This is a genomic window from Mesorhizobium newzealandense (genome assembly GCF_042682145.1).
In the GTDB taxonomy this organism is placed as follows: Bacteria; Pseudomonadota; Alphaproteobacteria; order Rhizobiales; family Rhizobiaceae; genus Mesorhizobium; species Mesorhizobium newzealandense.
In genome coordinates, this window is sequence record NZ_JBHUGZ010000008.1 from 50,985 (window position 1) to 71,557 (window position 20,573).

Consider the following 20,573-nt stretch of genomic DNA (forward strand, 5'->3'; position numbering starts at 1 on the left):
ACAACAAGGGGAACTGACTATGAGACTGAAAATCTTGACGCTGCTCGCATTTCTTGTGGGTGGGATGGCAAGCGCCGTTGCCGCCGAAGGTGAACTGTCCATCGGCACGGAGGGTGCCTATCCTCCATGGAGCATGTCCGACGCCAATGGCAACGTCACCGGTTTTGACGCGGATGTTGGTGCCTTGCTCTGCACCAAGCTTGGTGTGAAGTGCCATTTCGTCGTGCAGGCCTTCGACGGACTCATCCCCGCGCTCAAAGCCAAGCGGTTCGATGTCATCATCTCGGGCATGTCGATCACCGCCGATCGAAAAAAGGAAATCAACTTCAGCGTCGGGTACGCCGAACTGGCCAACATGTTCATCGCAGCAAAGGGCTCAGATCTTGCGGGCGTTACGGACGTCGACACACTGCTGAAATCGCTCGATGGCAAGAAGGTCGGCGTGCAGGCCGGCACGACACACGCCCATTTTCTTGAGAAGCGTGCGCCGAATGCCGACCTGAAAACATACGATACGCTCGACCAAATGCAGATCGACCTTGCGAGTGGTCGTATCGACACTGCTTTTGCCGACCAATCCGCGCTGCAGGACTTCCTGGACAAACCGGATGGCAAAAACTTCCAGCTGGTCGGCGTCAAGATCCAGAGCACGTTCGATCCCACGCTTGGCGAGGGAATAGGCGTTGGCATCGCGCAGGAGAACACCGAGCTCAAGGCCAATATCGACAAGGCACTTTGCGAGCTGATCGCTGACGGCTCGATCGGCAAGGCGAGCCAGAAATGGTTCAAATCGGACATTTCCCGGCCCTGCAAATAACGGCGTTCAAAAACGACACCGCATGCGCCTGGCCAAGCCAGGCGCATGCGAAAGTCAGGCTTAGCGCTCGTCTGATGGCGCCGGCCTCGGGGCTGGCAAACTCGGCCAGCGCGGTTCACATCCAAATTTGTCTCTTTAGCGCGGCAGACTAGGGCAACTCAGATGGAATTCGGTCTCTGGCAGGTTTGGGAAGCTGGTTGGGTGACCGCCATCTTGCAAGGTGCTGCGGTAACGATTGCCGTAGGCGTGGTCAGTATGGCGGCCGGGCTGATGATCGGCATCGTATGCGGTCTCATCAAATGGGCCAGAATATTTCCCCTTTCACTTCTAGTCGACGGTTACACATCGGTGGTGCGCGGCGTTCCTGAACTGCTCATTATTTACCTGCTGTTTTTCAGTTCGGTTGAATTCGTGACGAAGGTCGTCACCGCTTTCGGCTACGCAGGGGTAGCGGAGAGCGGCTACGCCTTCGTCATTGCAGTGATCGCCATCGGCGCCATCTCTGGCGCATATTCGACCGAGGTCGTGCGTGGGGCATTGGGAGCGATTCCCAACGGGCACATCGAGGCTGCGCGCGCTCTCGGGCTGCCAGGCAGCCGTATCTTTCGCCGAATTATCGCGCCGCAGATGCTGCGCATCGCAGTTCCCGGTATAAACAACGTCTGGCAGACCACCATCAAGGATACGGCCTTGGTCTCGGTGGTTGGCCTTCAGGAGTTGATGCGTATTTCATACGTAGGTGCAAACTCCACCCGCCCTCCGTTCATCTTTTATCTGATCGCGGCCGTCGTCTACCTTGTCATCACGCTTGTAAGCCAAGCCGGGTTCGACGGGATCGAACGCGTGCTCAGGCTCCGGACAAGAAAGTAAGACGATGGACCTCATCCAGCTCGCGGTTCCGGTTCTGCTCAAAGGCCTATGGGTTACGGCCGCGCTAACACTGATTTCGGTTCTGATAGGCTTCAATCTTGGTCTGGGATTGGCCCTGATGAGGTTATCTGCGAATCGCCTCCTGTCAGGCTTCGCCAAATATTACAGCAATATCTTTCGCGGAACGCCGCTGCTGGTGCAGATTTTCCTGTTCTATTATGGGCTTGGGGAAGTCTCCCTGATCAGGGATAATGCCCTCTTATGGTGGATCATCAGCGATGGTTCGCGCTGCGCTGTACTGGCACTTGCGCTCAACACCGCCGCATATACGTCCGAGATTCTGCGCGGAGGATTGATGTCCGTCCCGGTAGGTCTTGTCGAGGCGGGCCAGGCCTGCGGCATGTCGCGTATGCTGCGTTTCCGTCGCATCGAGTTCCCACTTGCGATCCGCCAAGCGCTGCCAGCATATGGAAATGAGCTCATTCTTGTCGTCAAAGGTACAAGCTTGGCATCCACAATTACTGTGCTTGAAATCACCGGTTATGCGAAGCGGCTCATGAGTCAGACCTTCGCAATCTTCGAGATTTTCGCCATTGCCGGAATACTCTATCTGGTCATCAATCTGTTGTTGATTGCGACCATTCGCTTGTTAGAGCGTTTTCTCATGCGGCATGAGACGCAATCTCGCCAAGGATTGAGCGCACCCCGCCCGCAGGGTTCTGCGGCCGTTTTGTAACTTTTGGCGTTGGACACCGGTGGCTCCGGCAGCTTCAAGCTAGGTTACCAACTTCAGTGGTTCTGCCGTTCTAACTTCCCTGTTTGCCAGCGTCACGCGGGCGGGTTGCCTCGCACGGCTTGAGATTCCTGTCACTGATGCCACGGTCCGCTGATGGCCCTGCATTCGCTCCGCTAAGTCACCCAAGCCTGCGATCCACGGGCATCGGGGTGACTCGGGCGAAGGAGCGGCCGCCGGACTCAGTGCGCCGCGAGGAAGTCCTTCACCTCGGCGATCGTCGCCGCGGGCGCTCCATCAGCCAGTGGCCGGCGTTCGGCACTGTGACTTCCTGCACGGTTGTCGCCGCGTTGCGCATCTGCACTGCTACGTTGGCGCCGAAGACCTTCTCGGCGCCGATGCCGAGCACAGGCATCGTCAGCTTCGTCTCCATCGGCTTGAGGTTGTCGGCCACGTCCTTCTGGTCGATCGCAAGGAACTGGGCGAATGCGGCATGCATCGCGCCGGGCCTGGCGTAGATCGCGGCGTAGTGACGGCGGGTCGCTTTGTCGGTCACGACGCGGCGTCCGGCCGAGCCTGAGCAGGCGCTCGCAGCCGGAGAACTGGCTGCCGATACTGCGCGATCGGCCGCGGCATCCCGCTCGCGGCGCAGGTGAGGTGGCCGCCAGTGAGACGTCGGACACCCACCAGATTGATCAAACCTATATCACCGCGACGACCCAGCCCGCCGCGTCGAGGCGACATCCGACCCGCGCCTGCCGAACCTCGATGCCGCCTTGTCTTGCATAGTCTATCCGCACCTCAATCGGTGCGGTGAGGGCGCCGCGACGATGCCGGCGCAGGGCACCTGCGCTGACTGCGTGCACACGCACGGCGCCAAGGGGCTTCGCAGCCGCCATGATCGCCTGACGGCAGACGCGAACCACGGCAGGCGGAGTGCCAGGTATCGCCTTTGACGGCACCTGAAGCCGTCGCATCGGATAGGCTGTGGTGCTTGACCCGAACGTGTCGCGACCACCTTTGGAAGGCCAGAGGCTGTGTGGTAGGGCGATTGCGTGTCGCACGCCCCTGGTCACGACTATGGCAGCCGCCTTCTTGCCGGCACCGACACTCGCTGACCCTGTGGTACCTCCCAACGCAGCGCTCGCTCGACCACTTACCGTACCGGGCGGAGCTGCGCCAGCACCGGGTGATTGGTCTCCCGCACCGGGTGCCGAAACGCCGCCGCTTACGCCGCTGAGGCTGGTGCCGGCTCCAACGTTGGCGCCAGGCGATCCCTCGCTCGTGCCGACCGACCCTCCAACGGTTGCTCCCCCGATTCCGTCGACGCTCGCGCCAACACCGACGGAGGCGCCGTTCGAGCCAACGCCCAGACCGGCGCCGACCCCGACGCCACCGACGTTGCCTCCAAGGTCAGCCGATCCCCCGCTCGTGCCGACCGATCCTCCAACGGTTGCTCCCCCGATTCCGCCCACGCTCGCACCAACACCGACGGAGGCGCCGTTCGAGCCAACGCCCAGGCCGGCGCCGACCCCGATACCACCGACATTGCCTCCAAGGCCCGCATCAAGAGCCGAAGCAGGCCCGATCGCAACTGCCATCGCCAATGCGGCAGCCAGAAATTTGCGCATCACCATATTCCTTGTGCTGGGCGCAATGGCGCCCGCGTCGGGAGCAACGCGGCGGGAAGGCTAATCGTCGTCAGCCGAACAGGTCGCGGTGACTTGCGGACCACCACTTTGCGGATTTCACGCCTTTCGGGCTCACGGGCCGATCGGGCCCGTTTCCCTGCGAGTGCACTGGTACGAGGGCCTGCGCGATCACCGGCGGGTGCTTTGGGAGCGGGCTCGATGCGCTGATCGCGAGGCGCATCGCGAGCTTTCAGGATGTCGGTTTCATTGCGCGCCGCAGCGAGGTCGCGGGCCAGGCCAAAGGCCCTTTCGCGTTGCTGCTCCAAGGCAGCAGAGAGCCGGGCGACTTCGTCTTTTGCCGCGTCGCGATCCTGGCGAGCAGCATCGAGATCGCGCTCGAGAGCATCTGCTCTCCCGCGTTCCAATGCGAGCGCCTCGCCGGCTCGCTTTGCAGCGGCCTCGGCAACCTCGCGGCCCCGAATGCCGGCCACTTGTGCAGCCACGGCCAGTTTTCCGCTTGCCTCCAGAGCATCGAGAGATTGGTGCGCCGTGGCAAGATCGCGTTCGAAGCGTTCAACCTTCTGCCGCTCCTCGTCAAGCGCGCGCCTCGCTCCAGACAGGGAAGCCTCCGCAGCCTGGTGCGCTCCGAGTGCGGCGGCCTTGTCGTGGATCGCGAGAGCGGCTTTGGCCTGCAAGCTTTCGACTTCGCGCTGCGCCGTCGCCAGATCCCGCGCGAGCCGTTCGGCCCTTTGCTTTTGCTCGTCAAGGGCTTGCCCTTGAAGAGTCGTCGCGTCTGCAATCGCACGCGCCCGCGCGCCTGCGTCGGCTGTGACGCGCCGCATCGTATCAAGTTGCTCTCGCGCCGCTTGCAGCTCGCTGCGAAGAACTTGCTCAACCTTGTCTGCGGACTGACGATCTGCAGACGCCTGCTGGCGAGCCGCCTCAAGCTCCTTGCGAACGGCCGATAGTTCATGCAGTGACGCAACCGTCAGTGACGCATCCGTCTTGGATCGTTCCCGTTCTAGCCCCGTCGCGGCCGCCTCCACCAATGTGCGAGAACCGTTCACGTCTGGCGGCGCCCCGGGCGGGTGTCCCTCGACCTTGGCGCCGCCCGAAGACGCTGCCGATTGACTGCGCTGGACGGTCGTGACGGGACGCACGTCGAAGCCACTTCTGGCCTGTAAGCGATCGGTAATCAGCTTTGCCAATTCACTCTCATGCAGACCCAAGGCCGGAACGTGCCCAATGACCGGAAGATCCAGCGTCCCGGCTGTATCGATCGTAAAAGCACCGTTGAGCTCCACGCCCTCTGTAACGCCGCCGCGCAAGGCATCCCACCCCGAGACCTTTAGCTCGACAGTGTCTTGGGGGACGAGCCTGTCGTCAGTCTCCGATTGACCCCTTGCTGGGGCACCAAACAACAGGATGAGGCAGAACGGGATGAGGCTTATCGTGGCGCCGCGCGACCTCTTGCTGGTGTCATGAAACGAGGCTGCCATGGTTGAGAATCGCCGGTTGCCACCGTGGAATGCAGGGCTGTGGCAATCGGCCTTGGACCTCTGGACATGATCCATCACTGGACCTCCATGACTCACAGACCACGCGCAGCACAAAGGTCACGGACCATCACGCGCAGCACAAAGCTCACGGCGTGAGCCTAGCAAGATCGATCAGCAGTGGTGAGTACCAAATAGAGCGTAAGTTGCATCGCCCAATTGGGTAAGCGGACGCGTCCGTACCAGGCTCGACAGCCGACTGCTGTGCGATTCGACCTTCCATGAGGATTAGCCACTGTTGCTGGGGACCGGGCGGGACAGGCGCTTTTGCCATTCGTGGTCAGGATATGAAACCGGGAAAACCATCCTGTTCACCGTACCGCCACGCCCGGTTGACGCGGTCCGCAGCAGTCAAGGAACGGCAGCTCCAAACAATCGTTCCAGCGAGGCGTGGCTGCGGCCAATTCAGCGGGGCGCGGAACGACTCGCTAACTGACTGTCGGAAGCGTACAAAGCAGATGTTGTCAGCCTGTGAGTGGGCGCTGGCAATTGAAAGAGTCGATCACGCTTTCGCCCCTTAACCACGGGAGAAGCGCGATGGCGGTCAACGGCATAGCGGACGCCGACCGGTTAACGACATGTCCAGCGTAGTCGCCAAGTCCGAAGAGCAGCAGGACGCCGAAGCCGAAGTCGCGGGCTTTCACAACGACCTTGGCCCGTTCGTTGTTGCCGCCGAGACAACACGAATGGCCATGGTTTTCGCCGATGCGAAAGAACCCGGCCATCCCATCATCTTTGCCAATGACGCCTTCCTCGCCCTGACCGGATACGCGAGGGAAGAGGTGCTCGGTCAGCACTTCAATTTCCTGATGGCGGATGCCACCGACGCCGGGGCGCTGAAGCGCATCAAGGTCGAGTTCGAAGCCAAAGCGGAGGTGGGCACGGAAATACTTTACAGGCGCAAGGATGGCACGGAATTCTGGGCGGGTCTTTTCGCCAATCCTGTCCAGGACAAGAGCGGCGCCATCGTCCAGTATTTTGCCTCCTTCGTCGATCTGACCAAACACAAGGAGGAGCAGGCGCAATTCAAAATGCTCATCGACGAACTGAACCATCGTGTGAAGAACACGCTTGCAACGGTGCAGTCGATCGTCTGGCAGGCATCGCGAGCGAATTCCGATCCGCGAGCGATCCGCGAAGCCGTCGAGTCCCGGCTGTTTGCGCTCGCCCGATCGCACAATTTGCTGACCCGGGAAAATTGGCACAGCGCCGGGCTGCTCGATGTGCTCCACGACGCCCTGGAACCGTTCGGCGTCACCGACGGGCGGTCGGAGCGCCTGGTGATTGCCGGCGAAAACATCCGCCTTTCGACAAAGGCGGCTCTGGCGCTCGGCATCGCGTTCAACGAACTCGCGACCAACGCGGTGAAATATGGTGCGTTTTCCAACGACAAGGGCTCTATCCAGATCGACTGGACGATCGAGCCGACGTCTGTGGGCCGCAGACTGATCCTGTCCTGGCAAGAGAAGGACGGACCACCGGTTACGCCACCGTCACGACAGGGGTTCGGCTCGCGCGTGATCGAGCGCGGCCTGACCCACGAACTCGAAGGCACTGTGCAACTTGACTATCGCCCGGACGGGTTGATCTGCACGATGAACATTCCGGTACCGGGAATTCACGATGGATAAACTGCTTGCCGGCCGACGCTTCCTCGTTGTCGAGGATGAAATTCTGGTCCTGATGATGATTGAAGACATGCTGAGCGATCTTGGATGCGAGTCCGTCACCTCCGCGGCTACGATTGGACAAGCGATCGCCCTGATCAAAGCACAGATTTTCGATGCCGCCATGCTGGACATGAATCTGGATGGCGACGACAGCAATACCGTGGCCGACGCGCTCGCCGAGCGCGGCGTGCCGTTCATCTATTCGACTGGCAACACCGATCGCGACATGCGCGAAGGTTTTAGCGACCGCGCCGTCCTTCGCAAACCGTTCAGCTTTGATGAACTGACCAGAAAACTCGAACGGCTTCTTTCTCCCTGATCGAGAACCAGATTCGCTGACTGGCCATCGCCGCCTGGCGTACGAGGATGGCCATGCAGAAGCAGAACCGGTGGTCCTGAATCGCCGTGCCTGACCCGAGACATCGCCTCGGGCAGCTGGATTGTCTCAAGTCGAAAGCCTTCGAACATCAAGCTTTAACCTTGCCCTATAGTTGGAGGTTCCACACTTGATTTGGAACCTTCGCCTGTCGTCGAAGGTTGACGTACCAGACTGCGCGCGCGGAGAGGCCGAGCCAGGCTATATCCATCATGCGAGGCACAAATGGCCTACACGAACGGGGGCATACCCCAAGACGAGCCTTATGCAGCAATCTACTTTGCAAAGAAGCACGGCCTCACGCTGAGAGACGCCAAGTTCATCATCGCCGCGAATGGACCATCGCGCAGAACGTGTGATGCGGCAGCTGCTGCATTCGTGCGGAACAAAGCCGCGAGGTTCAGGAAGTGGCTTCGCTGATTGTGCCAACGCCGATGCATCGGCTTGGCCGTCTGCGTTCAGAATTCAGCTACTCCTTCGGTACCGAAGACACCGATGCTGGCTGACGCCCAGCAAGGGCGATGAGCCTGTCAGGGCCAAGTTCAGATCCTGGGCGGCAATGTCGCACCTGACACGTAAAGGGCCGAAGTCCTTGGTGATCCGTCGTGCCTGGGCCTGGGTGATCCCGTGCTTCCTGGCGAAATAGGCTGTTTCATAGGGTTTTTGCACAGCGATCAGCGCCATCTTTTCTTGTTATCGACCGGCAGAGGCCGAACAGCCCCGGCCGAGAACGTGTATGTGGCAAAAGGATCCGGCCTGTGAGCGGGATGCCCATATCCAAATCGGCCGCCGAAATCGCCTTCAGCATCCTGATGTTGGGATGGCAATTCGGGCGGCGTACGGACTGAACCGGTGTGGTCGTGATCTTCCGTTCCGAGCGGGCCAGGTTTTTTCATGCAGCTAAAGAAATCGTCGGGCCGGTTGGTTCCTTGGTGAACCCGGACATGGTTTCTGAAACCTTTCCAGGAGAGGTGAGAGGCCAACGGTTCGGTTGGGCTGGTCATGCCTGAGTCCATTGGAACAAGTATGCCGTGCGAAACGTTGGTGGATATCAAAGTGGTAGGAACAATTCCTACCCTACAGGGCAAGAGGGCGAACGGCGAATCCGGCCGGCCTCGCTCAGGAGGTGCATTATGGATATCACCACAATTTTGGTCATAGTTCTTATTGTTATTCTGCTGGGTGGTGGCGGTTTTTACGGTCGCGGACGCTGGTACTAGGTCCCTGCAATGGAAAGTCAGCATAACAGCATTCTGGAGGCTCGCTGGCTTCTTGCCGTACCTCTATCGCTTGTTGTTGCGGTCCTTCTGGCCGGTTTTGTCCTTGCCTGAACCGAGTCAGTCGGCAAGTCCTCCTTCGAGGCTTTCGACGGGCGTCTTTTCAACGATGCCCTCTTTTCCGTACCAATTCACCGTATAGGCCACCGCTGGGACGCTCCCTGTGCAGGCGCTTCGAAGCTTTCTCGATCGTGCCGTGATTTGTTCCGGTCCTCACCGCATGGGCCATCGGCGTCTGTCGGCCAGGGCCGTTAAGCCTTGAGCAATCTATGCAGTCTACCTTGACTGGCAGATTGCCGAGGGAACATGAAACGCAAGCCGCTTCTGCTTTTTGCCTTCCCGCTTCTCATTCTTGCGATCCTCGCAGGGGAGCGCATGGCGACCGTCTTGCTGGGAACCTATCCAGCCAGCCCCACCGCATGGTGGATATGGCTTGAACTGCGCCCTTGGTCGACGATGTTTTGGCAGCAGATCGATTTCAATCTGGGTGAATCGATGACTGTCGACGCCGTCGTCCTTGCTGCCGCAGCGATCGCCTGCTGGATGGCGTGCCACACCAGAAGGTCGGCTTTCTTCTTCCTCGCCAACCACGTCGCCTTGATTTTCGCCGGGCTGATGATCGCGGTCGGCGGCAACTCGGAAACGGCGAGCACGATCGCCGCATTCACGTCGCCCAGCGGTCTTCCGTTCTCGCTGACGGTTGATTTCACCTTGAAGAGCAGCCTGGTGCTGCTGCTGGGCACCGCGGCGTGTGCATACTGCCACGTCACCTTCCTCGCCGAAGCGCGGGCGCGGGCCGAAGCCCGGACCGTCCGCATCCTGGCTCTGCAGCGGGATATCTAAACCGTTCAAGACGGCATTCGCCGCCTGTGCGTCCCTGCCAAGTCTATGCCCTACAAGGTCTAATTGATCCTGCGGTAAGTGACCTTGCCGTCAGCCTGCTGGATGCGCTGGTAGTTGGAGCTTGGGGGAGGGGGCGCTGCCGGTGCGGCCCTTTTCCTAGGCGCACGCGGCGCTTCGATGACACCGGGTTCGCTCGCGCTTTCGCCTTCGAGAGCTTCGGGCGCTTCCGCCAGCGTGCTGGTGGTCATCTCCGGCGGCTCCACCGCACCCGGCGTGGCCTCGCCGTCGGCGATCGGCCTAGTCAGTGCCAGCTGGGCAACGTTGCTATTGATCTCGTTGAAGCTGCCTTGCAGTTGGCGGTCCAGTTTCTCGAACCGGCTCTGGAAGCCGTTGTTGACCGTGTCGAACCGTGCTGAAATCCGTTGCTCGAACGCTCCGAGTTCCTCGAGCCGCCCCTCCACGACGCGCAGATCGGAGATCCCCCGGAAGAGATAGACGGCGGCCGTGGCATTGAGGACGGCAAACAGCGTCAGTCCGACGCCGACCGCGACGGCCAGCCGGTGCCGGCTCGTGACGCGGTCGAGCAGTGGCGGTTCAAGCTGCTCGGCAATGATCGTCGGCATCTCCGGTTCGCTGATCGTCGTCATTGAACAACCACCTTTGCGCCCACCGCGACGCGCTTGAAAAGATCGATCACATCGGTGTTGGTAAGCCGAAAACATCCCGATGTCCCGTCGAATCCGACACCCGACGGATCGTTGGTGCCGTGTATCCGGTAGAGTGTGTCGCGACCGTCACGAAGCAAATAGAGCGCCCTTGCGCCGAGAGGGTTGTAGGGGCCGGCGGGCACCATTTTCGGCAGCTCCGGCTGGCGGGCCCGCATTTCCTGTGGCGGGCGCCACTCCGGCCATTCGGTCTTGGCTCCCACCTTGACGACGCCCGTCCAGCCAAACCCGTCGCGTCCGACGCTGATCTGGTAGCGGAGCGCCTGGCCCTGGCGGGTCACCAGGTAAAGCGCCTTCTCGTTCTTGCGGATGATGATCGTTCCGGGCTGCTCGGTGGTTGCGAAGGCAACCGTCTTGCGCAGGCTGGGCCCCATCGCCGGCAGCGGCGGACGATCCGAAAGCGCCGATCGCGCGTCGGCGAAGTCCTGGACGGACAGCGCCAGCGCCATGCCGAGCACGCAGGCGCCGGCCAGCCTCGTGGCGACCCGATATCTATCGGGCAGCTTCATCGAGCCGCTCTTTGAACATCCGACTCAGATCCTTGTTGAAGCGCGCCCGCCCGTCCACTTCGGAAGGCGTGATGGCCCTGTTCAGCGCGTCGGTCAGAAGGGCATTGTCCAGCGCGACCGACTTGATGTGCGGCGCTTTGAATATCTTTTCGAGTTCGCTGCGCGAGAAATGGTTCCCGAACCATTTGCGCTTGTGCTTGTTGGCGACCAGCGTGATGCTGACCGCATTGCCGCGCAGCTCGCGGATCTTCCTGTAGAGCCGCTTGCCTTGCCGCAGCGAAGCGACATTGAGTTCGAAGACGATGAAGATCTCGTCGCTCGTCGACAACACGGAATTGTGCCAGGGCGTTTCGAGATTGGGCAGGTCGATGACGATGTCGTCGAAGCGGTAGGCGACGAGGTCCAGCAGCCGGAAGACGAAATCGCTGCCGTGCGGCTCGAATGGCAGCTGCGGCCTCTCGAACGCATAGAGGGTGAGGCCGGACGGGCGCGACAGCTTGATGACATCCATCAGCTCGACATCGAGCCGTTCCGGCTGGCCGATGATGCCGGCAAGGTCGAACTGGTTGAACAGGTTGAGGTAGGCGCCGCAATTGGCGCTCTGGAAATCGAGATCGACCAGGCAGGTGGACGCCGCGCGCTCAGTCGATTTCGAGGCCAGGAATTCGGCCGCCGACAGCGCGAGCGTCGTGGCGCCAGCACCACCGCTGGCGCCGATGAAGGTGATGATCCGGCTTTTCGTTCCCTGGTTGCCGGTGTCGTGGAAGGTCACTGCGTTGAGCAGTTCCTTGCCGTCGAGCGGCTTGTGCAGCCAGTCCGAGGCGTTCATGCGCACCAGCACGCGCGTCTGTTCCGAGGTCAGCTCGCCGGAAACCGCGATCAGCGGCACGGCCGCCCACAGGGCGCGCGCCTCGACGATGCCGGGCCTGCCGAGCAACTCGCCATTGCCGAGATCGAGGATGACGATACCCGGGCGCGTTTCCGCGGGCGGACCCTTGAGAAAGTCGCCCGTCTCGGAAATCCGGACATCGTAGATGGCCAGCGCGTCGAGCCGTGTCGCCACGTCGCGCTTGAAGTTCGGATCCGACGAAAATAACGCCACCTGCTTTCGCTTGGTCGGCGTAACCTTGGTGTTGATGGCGTTCATGTTGGCGCTGCGCTCTTCAGATCTTCGCCCGTGACCGTGCTCAGCATGGAGGGCATGGAGATGTCATTAAAACCCATAAGTCCTTTCAGAAAGAAGAACTGGAAGGTCAGGTTCTGTAGGTTGACGGTGATCGTCGGCACCGGTCCGCCCAGACGGGTCTGGTAGCCGAGGCCGGTGGCCGAGTAGGTGACGACGACGTTGTCGCGGTGCAGTCCCGCGAAGAAGTGGCACATGCCTGGCCGCTGGTTGGCGGCCAGCGCCGGACAGACGTCATTGGCGGTGTTTGCGGTGTCGCCGCGGAAAATACGGCTGAAGGCGGCAGCATCGAATGTGCCGCCATTGCTGCATGCACCGGTGGCTCCGGTGTACTTGCAGACAAACGGACCGTAGGCGCCAGCCGCGATGGGGGCACCCGGTGTTGCGATGGGGGCAGAGGCCGTCAGATTGCTGACAACCGGATCGGAGATCGACGCCAGCCGGGCGCCGACCTGCACGGCCTTGGTCGCCTCGTTCCATTGATAGAACGCGTAACCGAAATCGACGAAGCCGAGGACAAGCGCAAACAGCAGCGACGAGACGATGGTCATTTCCACCATCGCCGCGCCGTCTTCCGATTTTGCAAAACGCTGGATCATGGTCAGAACCGGATCAACCGCTCGTCGTGGGAGCCATGAAGCGTGAGTGGGCCGATGCCGATGATCGACAGCATCCCGACCCCGGTGTATGCGTAGGTGCCGGCCGCGCGGACGGCGCAGACTTGTGCCGTGGTGGAGCGATATTCGGTAACGCCAGTCGACGATACGGCGTCCTGGCAGGAGTTGTTCAAGGTCACCGTGACATCCGATGTCGTCCAGCCGGCGACACGCGCGGGTGTTGTCCCGGTTGGGTTGCCGTACACCGCAATATTTTTGGCCACGGCCGCACAGTCGATCGTCAGCCCCGCGTCTGTATACAACTTGCTGTTGCAGCGCGCAGCATAGCGCGCGCCGTCCGTAAGCCCTGCCTCCATCAGCAGTTTGGCATGGATCAGATTGCCGAACTCGAACACCCCGGCCGACAGGAACAGCATCAGCGGCGTGATCAGGGTCATCTCGACAATCACCGCGCCGCGTTGGTCGTGGCGAAATCGACTGAGATATCGGGACAGCATCTTGAACATCGCGGTCACCGGTAGAGCTGCGGTTCGTCGCGCAGGAAGTTGTCGAGCGTGCCACTGCCGCCCTTGCCTGTGATGTCGACGAGTTCCACCATGATGTCTTTGCCGTCGATGATGGGCTCCGTGATGAAGAAACTGGCAAATCTCCTCGCCGGGACATTTACGCGGCCATTGAAACTCAGGCCCCCAGCCTGAATCGCATTGCAGTCCAGGACTGCACCGTAAAGCAACCGGCGATCCGGGGTCGCGATCGGCGTGAGGGCTCCAGTCGGCGGCGTGCCTTGTTCGCCGCCGACGGACGCGTCCGAAACAATGTTGTTGTCGATCTCATAGCGATAGACCTCATACCGCGTCGGGAGATCGGCGCCGGTGCCGGATAGAGCCGAAGGCACGGAACGTAGCGGATGATTGGCAGCCCAGTAGCGCGCGAAGTTCCAGTCGCCGGCACCCATGCGACCGCCCATCATGGTGCATGTGCCAGAGATCTGGCAGGAGTCGCGTTCAAGCCCGATGCCTTTGGTCGGATCTGTTTGGTAGTTGACCTTGTTGTCCTTGACAAATTGATCCCAGTTTATGGCACCCTTGCGCACATTGACCGCGGGTCCGTCCGAAAACGATGACGAATCGATGCCGAAGCGCGAGTTGATGCCATCTTTCACCGGACCGGAATTCTGTCCCGGCTCAGTGTCGACACCGTCGCGCGAATAGCAATTCTGCGGCTTGGAGTCAGCGAGCATCTTTTCGAGCTGGCTGGCGCCGTTGCCAAACGGCGAAGCCAGAAAAGCGAAGTTGCCGGGAGCGTAAGACCCGTCTCCGCGCAGCTTGATCTGGCGGCGGCGGTATTGCCTGGTTTGCGCCGCCTGTTCCAGTGTGACGCCCCCGGTGAGGGCTGTATTTTCATACGGGTTGCACATGAAAACGGGCGTGTAATCGCAAACGCCCGACGTGAAACCGGCGACCGACGCGGCAGCAATGTTGAAGCTGTTGCTTGCCGCGTTGCCCGTCAGAAATGAAGCGGGGAAAATCGCGGCGAAACCAGTCGGTGTCACCTTCACTTCAATGAATCGGGTCTCGTCTTCGCCAACAGTTTGAATTGCATCGGCATAGTTTGCGCTGGTGATCGGCTGGTTATCACTCGGAAGCGTCTTGAGGAAACACCACGAAATGTTGCCGGCGCTGTTGCATCGTGCGGTGCCGACTGGTGGCCCGGAAGCCAAATTGAACCGGCCATTGGTGCCAACGGTTGAGAACGTGGCCTCGTTGATAACCAGATTTGCCATGGCGCGCTCGGCTCTAACCCATGAGCCTGGCAAGCCGTCAAGTTCCGCCGCCCCAGCCAACGCAAAGGCGTCTGCCGCCTTCTGTAAATCGTTGTGTAGGTTGTTGACCCGGCTCATGTCGATCGCCAGCAGGGAAAAGCCGATGATCGCCGGCAGCGTGACGCTGACGAGGATCAGCGCTATTCCCCTCTGATCGTGCCAGAACGCGCGAATGGTCCGCAGCATGGCCTTACTCTTTGCTCCCCTGACGCCAGGTTCCCTCGCATGGCCTGGCGCACTAAAACCGCATCCTTCTGTTCAGTTCACGGCGTCTCAATTCACTGGTTCGTCGTTACACCCGCTCCGCCGACATTGACCGTGATCGCTGGCGGCGGCGGCGGCGGCGGCGGAAATTTGTAGAGGTTTGCAACAGCGGCGGCGCGTGTGCCGTCGCCTTCGATCCTGGTGTTTTTGGAGGCCGGATTGAACGGGTCGACCGTCTGCAGCAGCGAATTGTATCTCTGCGTGTCGCCGGCGGCCAAAGTGACCGTATCGTAGTTGTTCAGATAGTCCGCGGCGCAGCCTGTCAGCAGGCCGGTGCCCAGCACGAGGATCAAGGCGCTATTTCTTGACATAGAGCATCTTGTCCTTCGATTTGAAATCCAACATGTGGCCATAGGGGCCGGTGACGCCGTCGCCCGTTTCATATTTGCGGATCATGTCTTTGTTCACTTCGAGCTGGCCAAGCACGAAGAACTCCGGGTCGTTGGCCGGCCGCGTCTTGTCGAACGGCGTCGCCAGTTGCTCGCCGGGTTTCACCGGCCGCACGAGGTGCGGCGTGACGATGACGACCAGCTCGGTTTCTTCCTTCTGGTTGCTCGAATTGCGAAACAGCGTCCCGATAACCGGCACCTGGCCGAGCCACGGCACCTGGTTCTGGAGCTTGGTAGTCTTGCTCGACAGAAGCCCGCCGACGGCGAAGCTCTGGCCGTCGCGCAACTCGACGACGGTTTCCAGCTTGCGGTTGGTGAAGATCGGATCGCCGGCGGTGGTGAATCCGGTCAGGTCGCTGACCTCCGGCGCCAGCCTCATGTGGATCTTGCCGTCGTCGAGTACGACCGGCGTGAACCGCAGATTGACGCCGAATTGCTTGTAGACGATGTTTATCTGGCCATCCTTGTCGAGAGAGCGGATAGGGACTTCGCCGCCGGCATTGAAGCTGGCCTCCTCGCCGGACAGCGTGGTGAGGTTGGGGTTGGCGAGCGTGCGGACCACGCCCTTGGCCTCGAGCGCCTCGATGTACAGATCGACCTTGATGTTGCTGTCGATGACGCGGGTGAGCAGTGCTCCGAAGGGAGTGGAGTTGGACAGCAGGTTGCTGAGCAGAGCGCCCGGTCCGAGCACCACCTTGTCTTCGTCCACGGCGGCAATGCCGGTTCCGACTTTAGTCGTGCCACTGCCGTTCGTGCTCCTGATCGACACGCCGAGATCGCGGCCCGCATTGCGCTTGGCCTCAAGCACGCGCACTTCGAGATTGACCTGCTGGCTGTCGTCGACGATGACGGAATTGATGATGGCGTCGGGACCATATTGCTGAGCAACCGCCATGATCGCCGCCAGCGTCGCGCCGTCCTTGACATGACCGCCAAGCCTGACCCTGCCGTTGACCGAGCCCACTTCGATGCGCGACCTTGGCGCCACCTGGCGGATCGCCTGCGCCATGTCGCTGACGTCGACGCCGACCTCGATCTGGATGACGCCGAGCGAACGCTTGTCCGTGGAAAACAGATTGACCGTGGTGGTGCCGGCGCCCTTGCCGATGACGTAGAGCGTGCGGTCGGTCATCGGCTGGGCATCGGCGATCTTCTCGTCGCCGACGACGATGTCGCCCAGATTGGCATTCACCTGGATCGTTACCGATTGCGACATCGGCAGGAAGACCTTATGGACGCTGGGGTTCGACACGTCGATGAAACGGTCGGCCGCCTGAGCCGCCAGGCTCGACAGAAACAGCGCTGCCATACAGAACAACGCGGCCGCCGCCATCCTCAACCAAGACCCCTGCATCCCCAACTCCCCACTCGCTGCCGGTGGCAGCCCCACTTTATTCGCCGGTGGCAGCCACTTTATTCACTGCACCTTATCATGGTTGTCTCGGCACGTCATATGTCTCAAGCTTCACGCCCCGGAAAACGCCCACGCTAGCACGCGACGGCGGCTCGGGTGTGACATATTTGACTACTTCCTTAACAACTTCCCGCACTTCCGGGGCCGTTGCCACGGCCGGAGCCGGCTTGATCTTGCTCAGATCGTCGAGCTTGTTTCCGACTCGGTCGACTGCCTGTGCCAATCCTGCAATCTTATCGTCGGCACGCTTGCGCGCGTCCTCCGCGAGCTGGCGATCGGCTGCGGCAGCAGCGTCGGCTGCAGCCTGTTTGGCGAGTTCGGCTTGCCTTTTGGCGACGTCAGCCGGCATTTCCCCGGTCAGGTCGGATAGAGTCACGCGCTCGGTCGTCTCGCCCTTGCTGGCCGCTGCCTGGCGAAGCGCCAAGGACAACTGGCCGGCGCCGGCGGCCAAGGTGAGCTTCTGCGCGTCCTTGGTGCTGACCTCGAGCGTCACCGATTTGACGACCGTTGGGCTGTCCTTGCTTTCGTCCGCAACCTGGTCGACGGCGAGCACCTTCATGCTCTGCAGCAGCACGTCGACAAAACTCTGGTCCGGGCCGTCATTGGCGTGCACCGTGCGCGTCAGCAAAACGTCGACCCGGTCGCCGGGGTAGACAAAGCCGGCAACGCCAAGCACGTCGTTGACGCGAATGGAAACCGCCTTCATGCCTTCGCCGAGCACTGCCGAAAGCGTGGCGCGCTGGCCGGGGCCGGTGATCTTGGTGGCGAGGACAGGCTCGTTGACGCCGATCGCCTGCAATGCCTGCTTGTTGCCTCCGCCGGCCGGAAGGTCTTTGGTAAGAAGTTCTTGTGTGGTCTTGAAAGCGCCGGCCGGAACCGCACCCGACGGCCACTCGACTTCGCGCAATTTGTCGGCGGTCAGAATGTCACCGAACTTCAGCGCCTCCGCCGCCACCACGACTGTATCGTGGGGGACATTACCTGTTTGCGCCATCGCGCTGCGTTGATTCGCCAGCCAGAAGTTGGCAAGCACGACAGCAAGAACGCCGAACACGCCGGCGAGAACAATCATGATAACTGTATTTGCGCGCATGGCCCTAGCCCCTTAGATTCCCCAGGCAAACACTCGTCGCCCCTTGTGGAGCTTTGGGCCCGGTACAAGCCCGGGCCCAAATTGTTGTTAGCCCAGATTGAGAGCGGTGGTGAGCTTGCCCCAAGAATTGGTCACATAGCCACCGACCAGAACAATCGCCGCAATTGCCGCGGCGCTGATCAGACCGATCAGGATCGAGTATTCGACCATGGCAGCGCCGTTTTCGTCGTCGCGGAACTGCCGGGTCATCGTCATGAGCTTCTTCATGTCAATTTCTCCCTTTGGAGGTTTGAACCCGACGAGACGAGCTAGAGATGAAACCCATACCCAAGCATCCCCCGTCATCTCAATCCTAGGTCCCGCGAAAAAGCGAAGTCAAATGGGATTAAGAGTTCGTTAACGTTTGAATACCTGATCTATCGCGTCACAAGCCGATTTTAATTTGAGCAAGACCTTGATTCGACTAATTTTTCAAGCGTTCTTAACCATTCGTTCACAATTCCGTCCCAGTTGGGCGTATGCCACTCATACATTAGGTGTAGCGCATATTCCTTTATATCTAAGGGGTTACGCCTTGTTCATCGGCACTGCACCGCCTGTTGCAGTTTGTAAGGTTCCGTGAGGTTGAGTGGAGAGCGCTTCAGGCAGAATAAAAACGATATTTTCCGGAGAACAGCCTTAACTATGTTGTAAGTACTGGCTCGAAGTCCGCCACCAGGTGCTTGCCCCCTCCCGTGGTTAATGGTTAGTTTATGCATCGCAAACTTAGCGATGGCTACGCATAGTCGGCAGCCGGGTGGGCCAACAGGGCAACGGGTGGGGAGCAGGTGGTCATGCACGGGTCGCATCCTGGATGCGAAATACCTGCCGATTTGCCGCGCGCCAGATCCGCGCAATGGTGGGGATCCAATCCGGCAGCAAATTTGCGAAACCGGCGGCTTGTCCTTTTCATAGTCGCCATGCTCGTAGCGCTCATGGCCGCAACTTTGCTCTGGCTGCCATTCTCGACAGTAGACTCGAATGGCAACCTCGGCGACGCGGCGATCCTTTTGCCCAGCGTCTTCCTTTTGGCCTTACTTGAAGCGATACGGTGGCGGCTTCGCAAAGCACCGTTTCGGCATCGTGAGATTTGGAGGGATTTCGCGCGCCGCATCCAAGTGCTTGTCCTAGCCCTGAGTTCCATCCTGTTCTTTTCGACGTGGCTTTTGTTGTTCTCCTACATGGCGACCGCAACGGCCCAGCCCTTGATGGACATGTATTTGGCATCCGCCGACGCCGCCCTTGGGTTCAATTGGACAGCTTACGTTGGATGGCTCGATAGCCATTACTTGATTGCATCCATACTTTCGAAGGCCTATTTCAGCCTGAGTTTTCAACTGCCGTTACTGCCGGCCATGTTGGCCTTGATCGCCCGCCCGGACCGGGTGGCGGAAATGATTGCCCAATTCGAGCTGGCCGGTTGTCTGACTTGCCTGATTATGTTGGTGGTGCCGGCAGCTGGGGCTTTTGATTTCTACCATCCTTCACCTGATCTTTTGAGCTCGTTTGGTGCTGGTGCCTCGACTCGTCACCTGGATCAACTGCATGCGCTGAGAACGCTGAAACCGTTCCTGATCGAGCATCCGGAGGGTCTTGTGACCTTCCCGTCCTTCCACGCCGCTTTGGCCGTGATATTCGCCTACTCGGTGCGCGGCATCCGCTTCGTTGCACTGCCGGTCTATCTGCTCAACGCGATGCTCATATTGGCCACGCCAGCCGAAGGCAGCCACTATCTGGTCGACGTTCTCGCCGGGGTCTTGGTCGCCGCTGCGGCAATTCAAACGGTCCGCTGGATTGGCGGCACCCGTGCGATCAACAGATAATTTCAGGACAAGGGAATTCGGGGGCACAAGATGCCAGGCCGTTTGTTCAAGGGCCAGCCGAGCCGCTGGCGCAACCTACGCCGCTGCCCACTGTGTGACGCCATTGCCAGCAATCCCCGCGACGCGAGGTTAAACCGATCAGTCAGATGTCGAGGGAAATCCACTTTCAAGGCCAGAAATTCATCCCGCGGCGCTTGAAACAGTGTCGAAGGACGAGATCCCGAACGTGATCCGCCCGATCGTGTATGAGTTCGTTCGTGGCCACGACGCGGGCCGCTGAATGGTCGCGAAACTCGACCAATTGACCAGCGGCACCGCCGACGAGATGCTAGGCCCCGGGGCCGATCGAGCCGGGGCCAAGCCCAGATTGAGGTTAGCCCAGATTGAGCGCGTTGGTCAGTGTGTTCCAGGACGTGGACACATAACCACCGACCAGAACAATCGCCGCAATTGCCGCGGCGCTGATCAGACCGATCAGGATCGAGTATTCGACCATGGCAGCGCCGGTTTCGTCGTCGCGGAACTGCCGGGTCATCGTCATGAGCTTCTTCATGTCAATTTCTCCCTCTTGGAGGTTTAACCCGACGAGACGAGCCAAGGATGAAATCCATACCCAAGCATCCCCCGTCACATCGATCCTAGGTCCCGCGAAAAAGCGAAGTCAAATGGGATTAAGAGTTCGTTAACGTTTGAATACCTGATCTATCGCGTCACAAGCCGATTCTAATTTTAGCAAGACCTTGATTCGATTAATTTTTAGAGCGGTCTTAACCATTCGTTCACAATTCCGTCGCAGTTGGGGTATGCCGCTCATACATTAGGTGTGTAGCGCATATTCCTTTATATCTAATGGGTTACGCCTTGTTCAGGGGCACTGCGCCGCCTGTTACGGTTTGTAAGGTTCCGTGAGGCCGGGTGGGCG

The 20,573-nt window shown here is 60.2% G+C and carries 22 protein-coding genes; 7 read left to right on the plus strand and 15 right to left on the minus strand.

The window, feature by feature from the left end:
• Positions 1 to 19: 19 nt before the first annotated feature.
• From ACFSOZ_RS13240 to ACFSOZ_RS13250, 3 genes are all read left to right on the plus strand, one after another.
• A complete protein-coding gene (locus ACFSOZ_RS13240; protein WP_379098308.1) occupies positions 20 to 817 on the plus strand; it encodes a transporter substrate-binding domain-containing protein in 798 nt (265 codons plus the stop codon).
• Positions 818 to 979: 162 nt separating this feature from the next.
• The gene (locus ACFSOZ_RS13245; RefSeq protein ID WP_379098311.1) at positions 980 to 1,687 is read left to right on the plus strand and encodes an ABC transporter permease; all 708 of its coding nucleotides are present in this window, start codon (positions 980 to 982) and stop codon (positions 1,685 to 1,687) included.
• A gap of 4 nt (positions 1,688 to 1,691) precedes the next feature.
• Positions 1,692 to 2,423, plus strand: coding sequence for an ABC transporter permease (locus tag ACFSOZ_RS13250; RefSeq protein WP_379098314.1), 732 nt, complete (start codon positions 1,692 to 1,694; stop codon positions 2,421 to 2,423).
• A 262-nt stretch (positions 2,424 to 2,685) separates the two neighbouring features.
• Here the strand turns inward: ACFSOZ_RS13250 and ACFSOZ_RS13255 are convergent, their stop codons facing one another.
• The 3 genes from ACFSOZ_RS13255 to ACFSOZ_RS13265 all read right to left on the minus strand — a co-directional run bounded on the left by ACFSOZ_RS13255 (position 2,686) and on the right by ACFSOZ_RS13265 (position 5,625).
• Positions 2,686 to 2,976 carry an alpha/beta fold hydrolase gene (locus ACFSOZ_RS13255; protein WP_379098317.1) on the minus strand — a complete coding sequence of 97 codons (291 nt, stop codon included), beginning with the start codon at positions 2,974 to 2,976 and terminating at the stop codon, positions 2,686 to 2,688.
• 145 nt (positions 2,977 to 3,121) lie between these two features.
• Complete coding sequence (locus ACFSOZ_RS13260; protein ID WP_379098320.1) at positions 3,122 to 3,319, minus strand: hypothetical protein; 198 nt, start codon at positions 3,317 to 3,319, stop codon at positions 3,122 to 3,124.
• A 731-nt stretch (positions 3,320 to 4,050) separates the two neighbouring features.
• On the minus strand, positions 4,051 to 5,625 hold the full coding sequence (locus tag ACFSOZ_RS13265; RefSeq protein WP_379098323.1) for a polysaccharide biosynthesis/export family protein: 1,575 nt from the start codon (positions 5,623 to 5,625) through the stop codon (positions 4,051 to 4,053).
• A gap of 560 nt (positions 5,626 to 6,185) precedes the next feature.
• Here ACFSOZ_RS13265 and ACFSOZ_RS13270 point away from each other — a divergent pair.
• A complete protein-coding gene (locus tag ACFSOZ_RS13270; RefSeq protein WP_379098326.1) occupies positions 6,186 to 7,238 on the plus strand; it encodes an HWE histidine kinase domain-containing protein in 1,053 nt (350 codons plus the stop codon).
• Positions 7,231 to 7,596: a response regulator gene (locus ACFSOZ_RS13275; RefSeq protein ID WP_379098328.1), complete on the plus strand. Its 366-nt coding sequence runs from the start codon at positions 7,231 to 7,233 to the stop codon at positions 7,594 to 7,596. The genes ACFSOZ_RS13270 and ACFSOZ_RS13275 overlap by 8 nt, the downstream gene beginning before the upstream one ends.
• A 731-nt stretch (positions 7,597 to 8,327) precedes the next feature.
• Here ACFSOZ_RS13275 and ACFSOZ_RS13280 read toward each other — a convergent pair.
• Positions 8,328 to 8,657 (minus strand): hypothetical protein, encoded by a 330-nt coding sequence (locus ACFSOZ_RS13280; RefSeq protein WP_379098331.1) that lies wholly within the window; start codon positions 8,655 to 8,657, stop codon positions 8,328 to 8,330.
• Between the two features lie 579 nt (positions 8,658 to 9,236).
• Between ACFSOZ_RS13280 and ACFSOZ_RS13285 the strand changes: the two genes are divergently transcribed.
• Entirely contained in the window at positions 9,237 to 9,773 is a 537-nt protein-coding gene (locus tag ACFSOZ_RS13285) for a hypothetical protein (RefSeq protein WP_379098334.1), read from the plus strand.
• A gap of 59 nt (positions 9,774 to 9,832) precedes the next feature.
• Here ACFSOZ_RS13285 and ACFSOZ_RS13290 read toward each other — a convergent pair whose 3' ends face one another.
• The 10 genes from ACFSOZ_RS13290 to ACFSOZ_RS13335 form a co-directional block, all read right to left on the minus strand.
• On the minus strand, positions 9,833 to 10,420 hold the full coding sequence (locus ACFSOZ_RS13290) for a hypothetical protein (protein ID WP_379098336.1): 588 nt from the start codon (positions 10,418 to 10,420) through the stop codon (positions 9,833 to 9,835).
• Positions 10,417 to 11,007, minus strand: coding sequence for a L,D-transpeptidase (locus ACFSOZ_RS13295; RefSeq protein WP_379098339.1), 591 nt, complete (start codon positions 11,005 to 11,007; stop codon positions 10,417 to 10,419). The genes ACFSOZ_RS13290 and ACFSOZ_RS13295 overlap by 4 nt, the downstream gene beginning before the upstream one ends.
• A complete protein-coding gene (locus ACFSOZ_RS13300) occupies positions 10,991 to 12,154 on the minus strand; it encodes an AAA family ATPase (RefSeq protein ID WP_379098342.1) in 1,164 nt (387 codons plus the stop codon). The genes ACFSOZ_RS13295 and ACFSOZ_RS13300 overlap by 17 nt, the downstream gene beginning before the upstream one ends.
• Positions 12,151 to 12,789 carry a TadE/TadG family type IV pilus assembly protein gene (locus tag ACFSOZ_RS13305; protein WP_379098345.1) on the minus strand — a complete coding sequence of 213 codons (639 nt, stop codon included), beginning with the start codon at positions 12,787 to 12,789 and terminating at the stop codon, positions 12,151 to 12,153. The genes ACFSOZ_RS13300 and ACFSOZ_RS13305 overlap by 4 nt, the downstream gene beginning before the upstream one ends.
• A gap of 2 nt (positions 12,790 to 12,791) precedes the next feature.
• A complete protein-coding gene (locus ACFSOZ_RS13310) occupies positions 12,792 to 13,313 on the minus strand; it encodes a TadE/TadG family type IV pilus assembly protein (RefSeq protein WP_379098348.1) in 522 nt (173 codons plus the stop codon).
• Positions 13,314 to 13,318: 5 nt separating this feature from the next.
• Complete coding sequence (locus tag ACFSOZ_RS13315; RefSeq protein ID WP_379098351.1) at positions 13,319 to 14,815, minus strand: TadE/TadG family type IV pilus assembly protein; 1,497 nt, start codon at positions 14,813 to 14,815, stop codon at positions 13,319 to 13,321.
• 92 nt (positions 14,816 to 14,907) lie between these two features.
• Positions 14,908 to 15,204 carry a hypothetical protein gene (locus ACFSOZ_RS13320; RefSeq protein WP_379098354.1) on the minus strand — a complete coding sequence of 99 codons (297 nt, stop codon included), beginning with the start codon at positions 15,202 to 15,204 and terminating at the stop codon, positions 14,908 to 14,910.
• A complete protein-coding gene (locus ACFSOZ_RS13325) occupies positions 15,191 to 16,636 on the minus strand; it encodes a type II and III secretion system protein family protein (RefSeq protein ID WP_379098357.1) in 1,446 nt (481 codons plus the stop codon). Before ACFSOZ_RS13325 ends, ACFSOZ_RS13320 begins: the two co-directional genes overlap by 14 nt.
• 76 nt (positions 16,637 to 16,712) lie before the next feature.
• Positions 16,713 to 17,789, minus strand: coding sequence for a Flp pilus assembly protein CpaB (gene cpaB, locus ACFSOZ_RS13330; RefSeq protein ID WP_379098360.1), 1,077 nt, complete (start codon positions 17,787 to 17,789; stop codon positions 16,713 to 16,715).
• Positions 17,790 to 17,876: 87 nt separating this feature from the next.
• On the minus strand, positions 17,877 to 18,056 hold the full coding sequence (locus ACFSOZ_RS13335) for a Flp family type IVb pilin (RefSeq protein WP_379098363.1): 180 nt from the start codon (positions 18,054 to 18,056) through the stop codon (positions 17,877 to 17,879).
• Between the two features lie 566 nt (positions 18,057 to 18,622).
• Between ACFSOZ_RS13335 and ACFSOZ_RS13340 the strand changes: the two genes are divergently transcribed.
• Positions 18,623 to 19,651 carry a phosphatase PAP2 family protein gene (locus ACFSOZ_RS13340; protein WP_379098366.1) on the plus strand — a complete coding sequence of 343 codons (1,029 nt, stop codon included), beginning with the start codon at positions 18,623 to 18,625 and terminating at the stop codon, positions 19,649 to 19,651.
• Between the two features lie 373 nt (positions 19,652 to 20,024).
• On the opposite strand, the gene ACFSOZ_RS13345 is transcribed toward ACFSOZ_RS13340, so the two are convergent.
• The gene (locus tag ACFSOZ_RS13345; RefSeq protein ID WP_379098369.1) at positions 20,025 to 20,204 is read right to left on the minus strand and encodes a Flp family type IVb pilin; all 180 of its coding nucleotides are present in this window, start codon (positions 20,202 to 20,204) and stop codon (positions 20,025 to 20,027) included.
• Between the last annotated feature and the right edge of the window lie 369 nt (positions 20,205 to 20,573).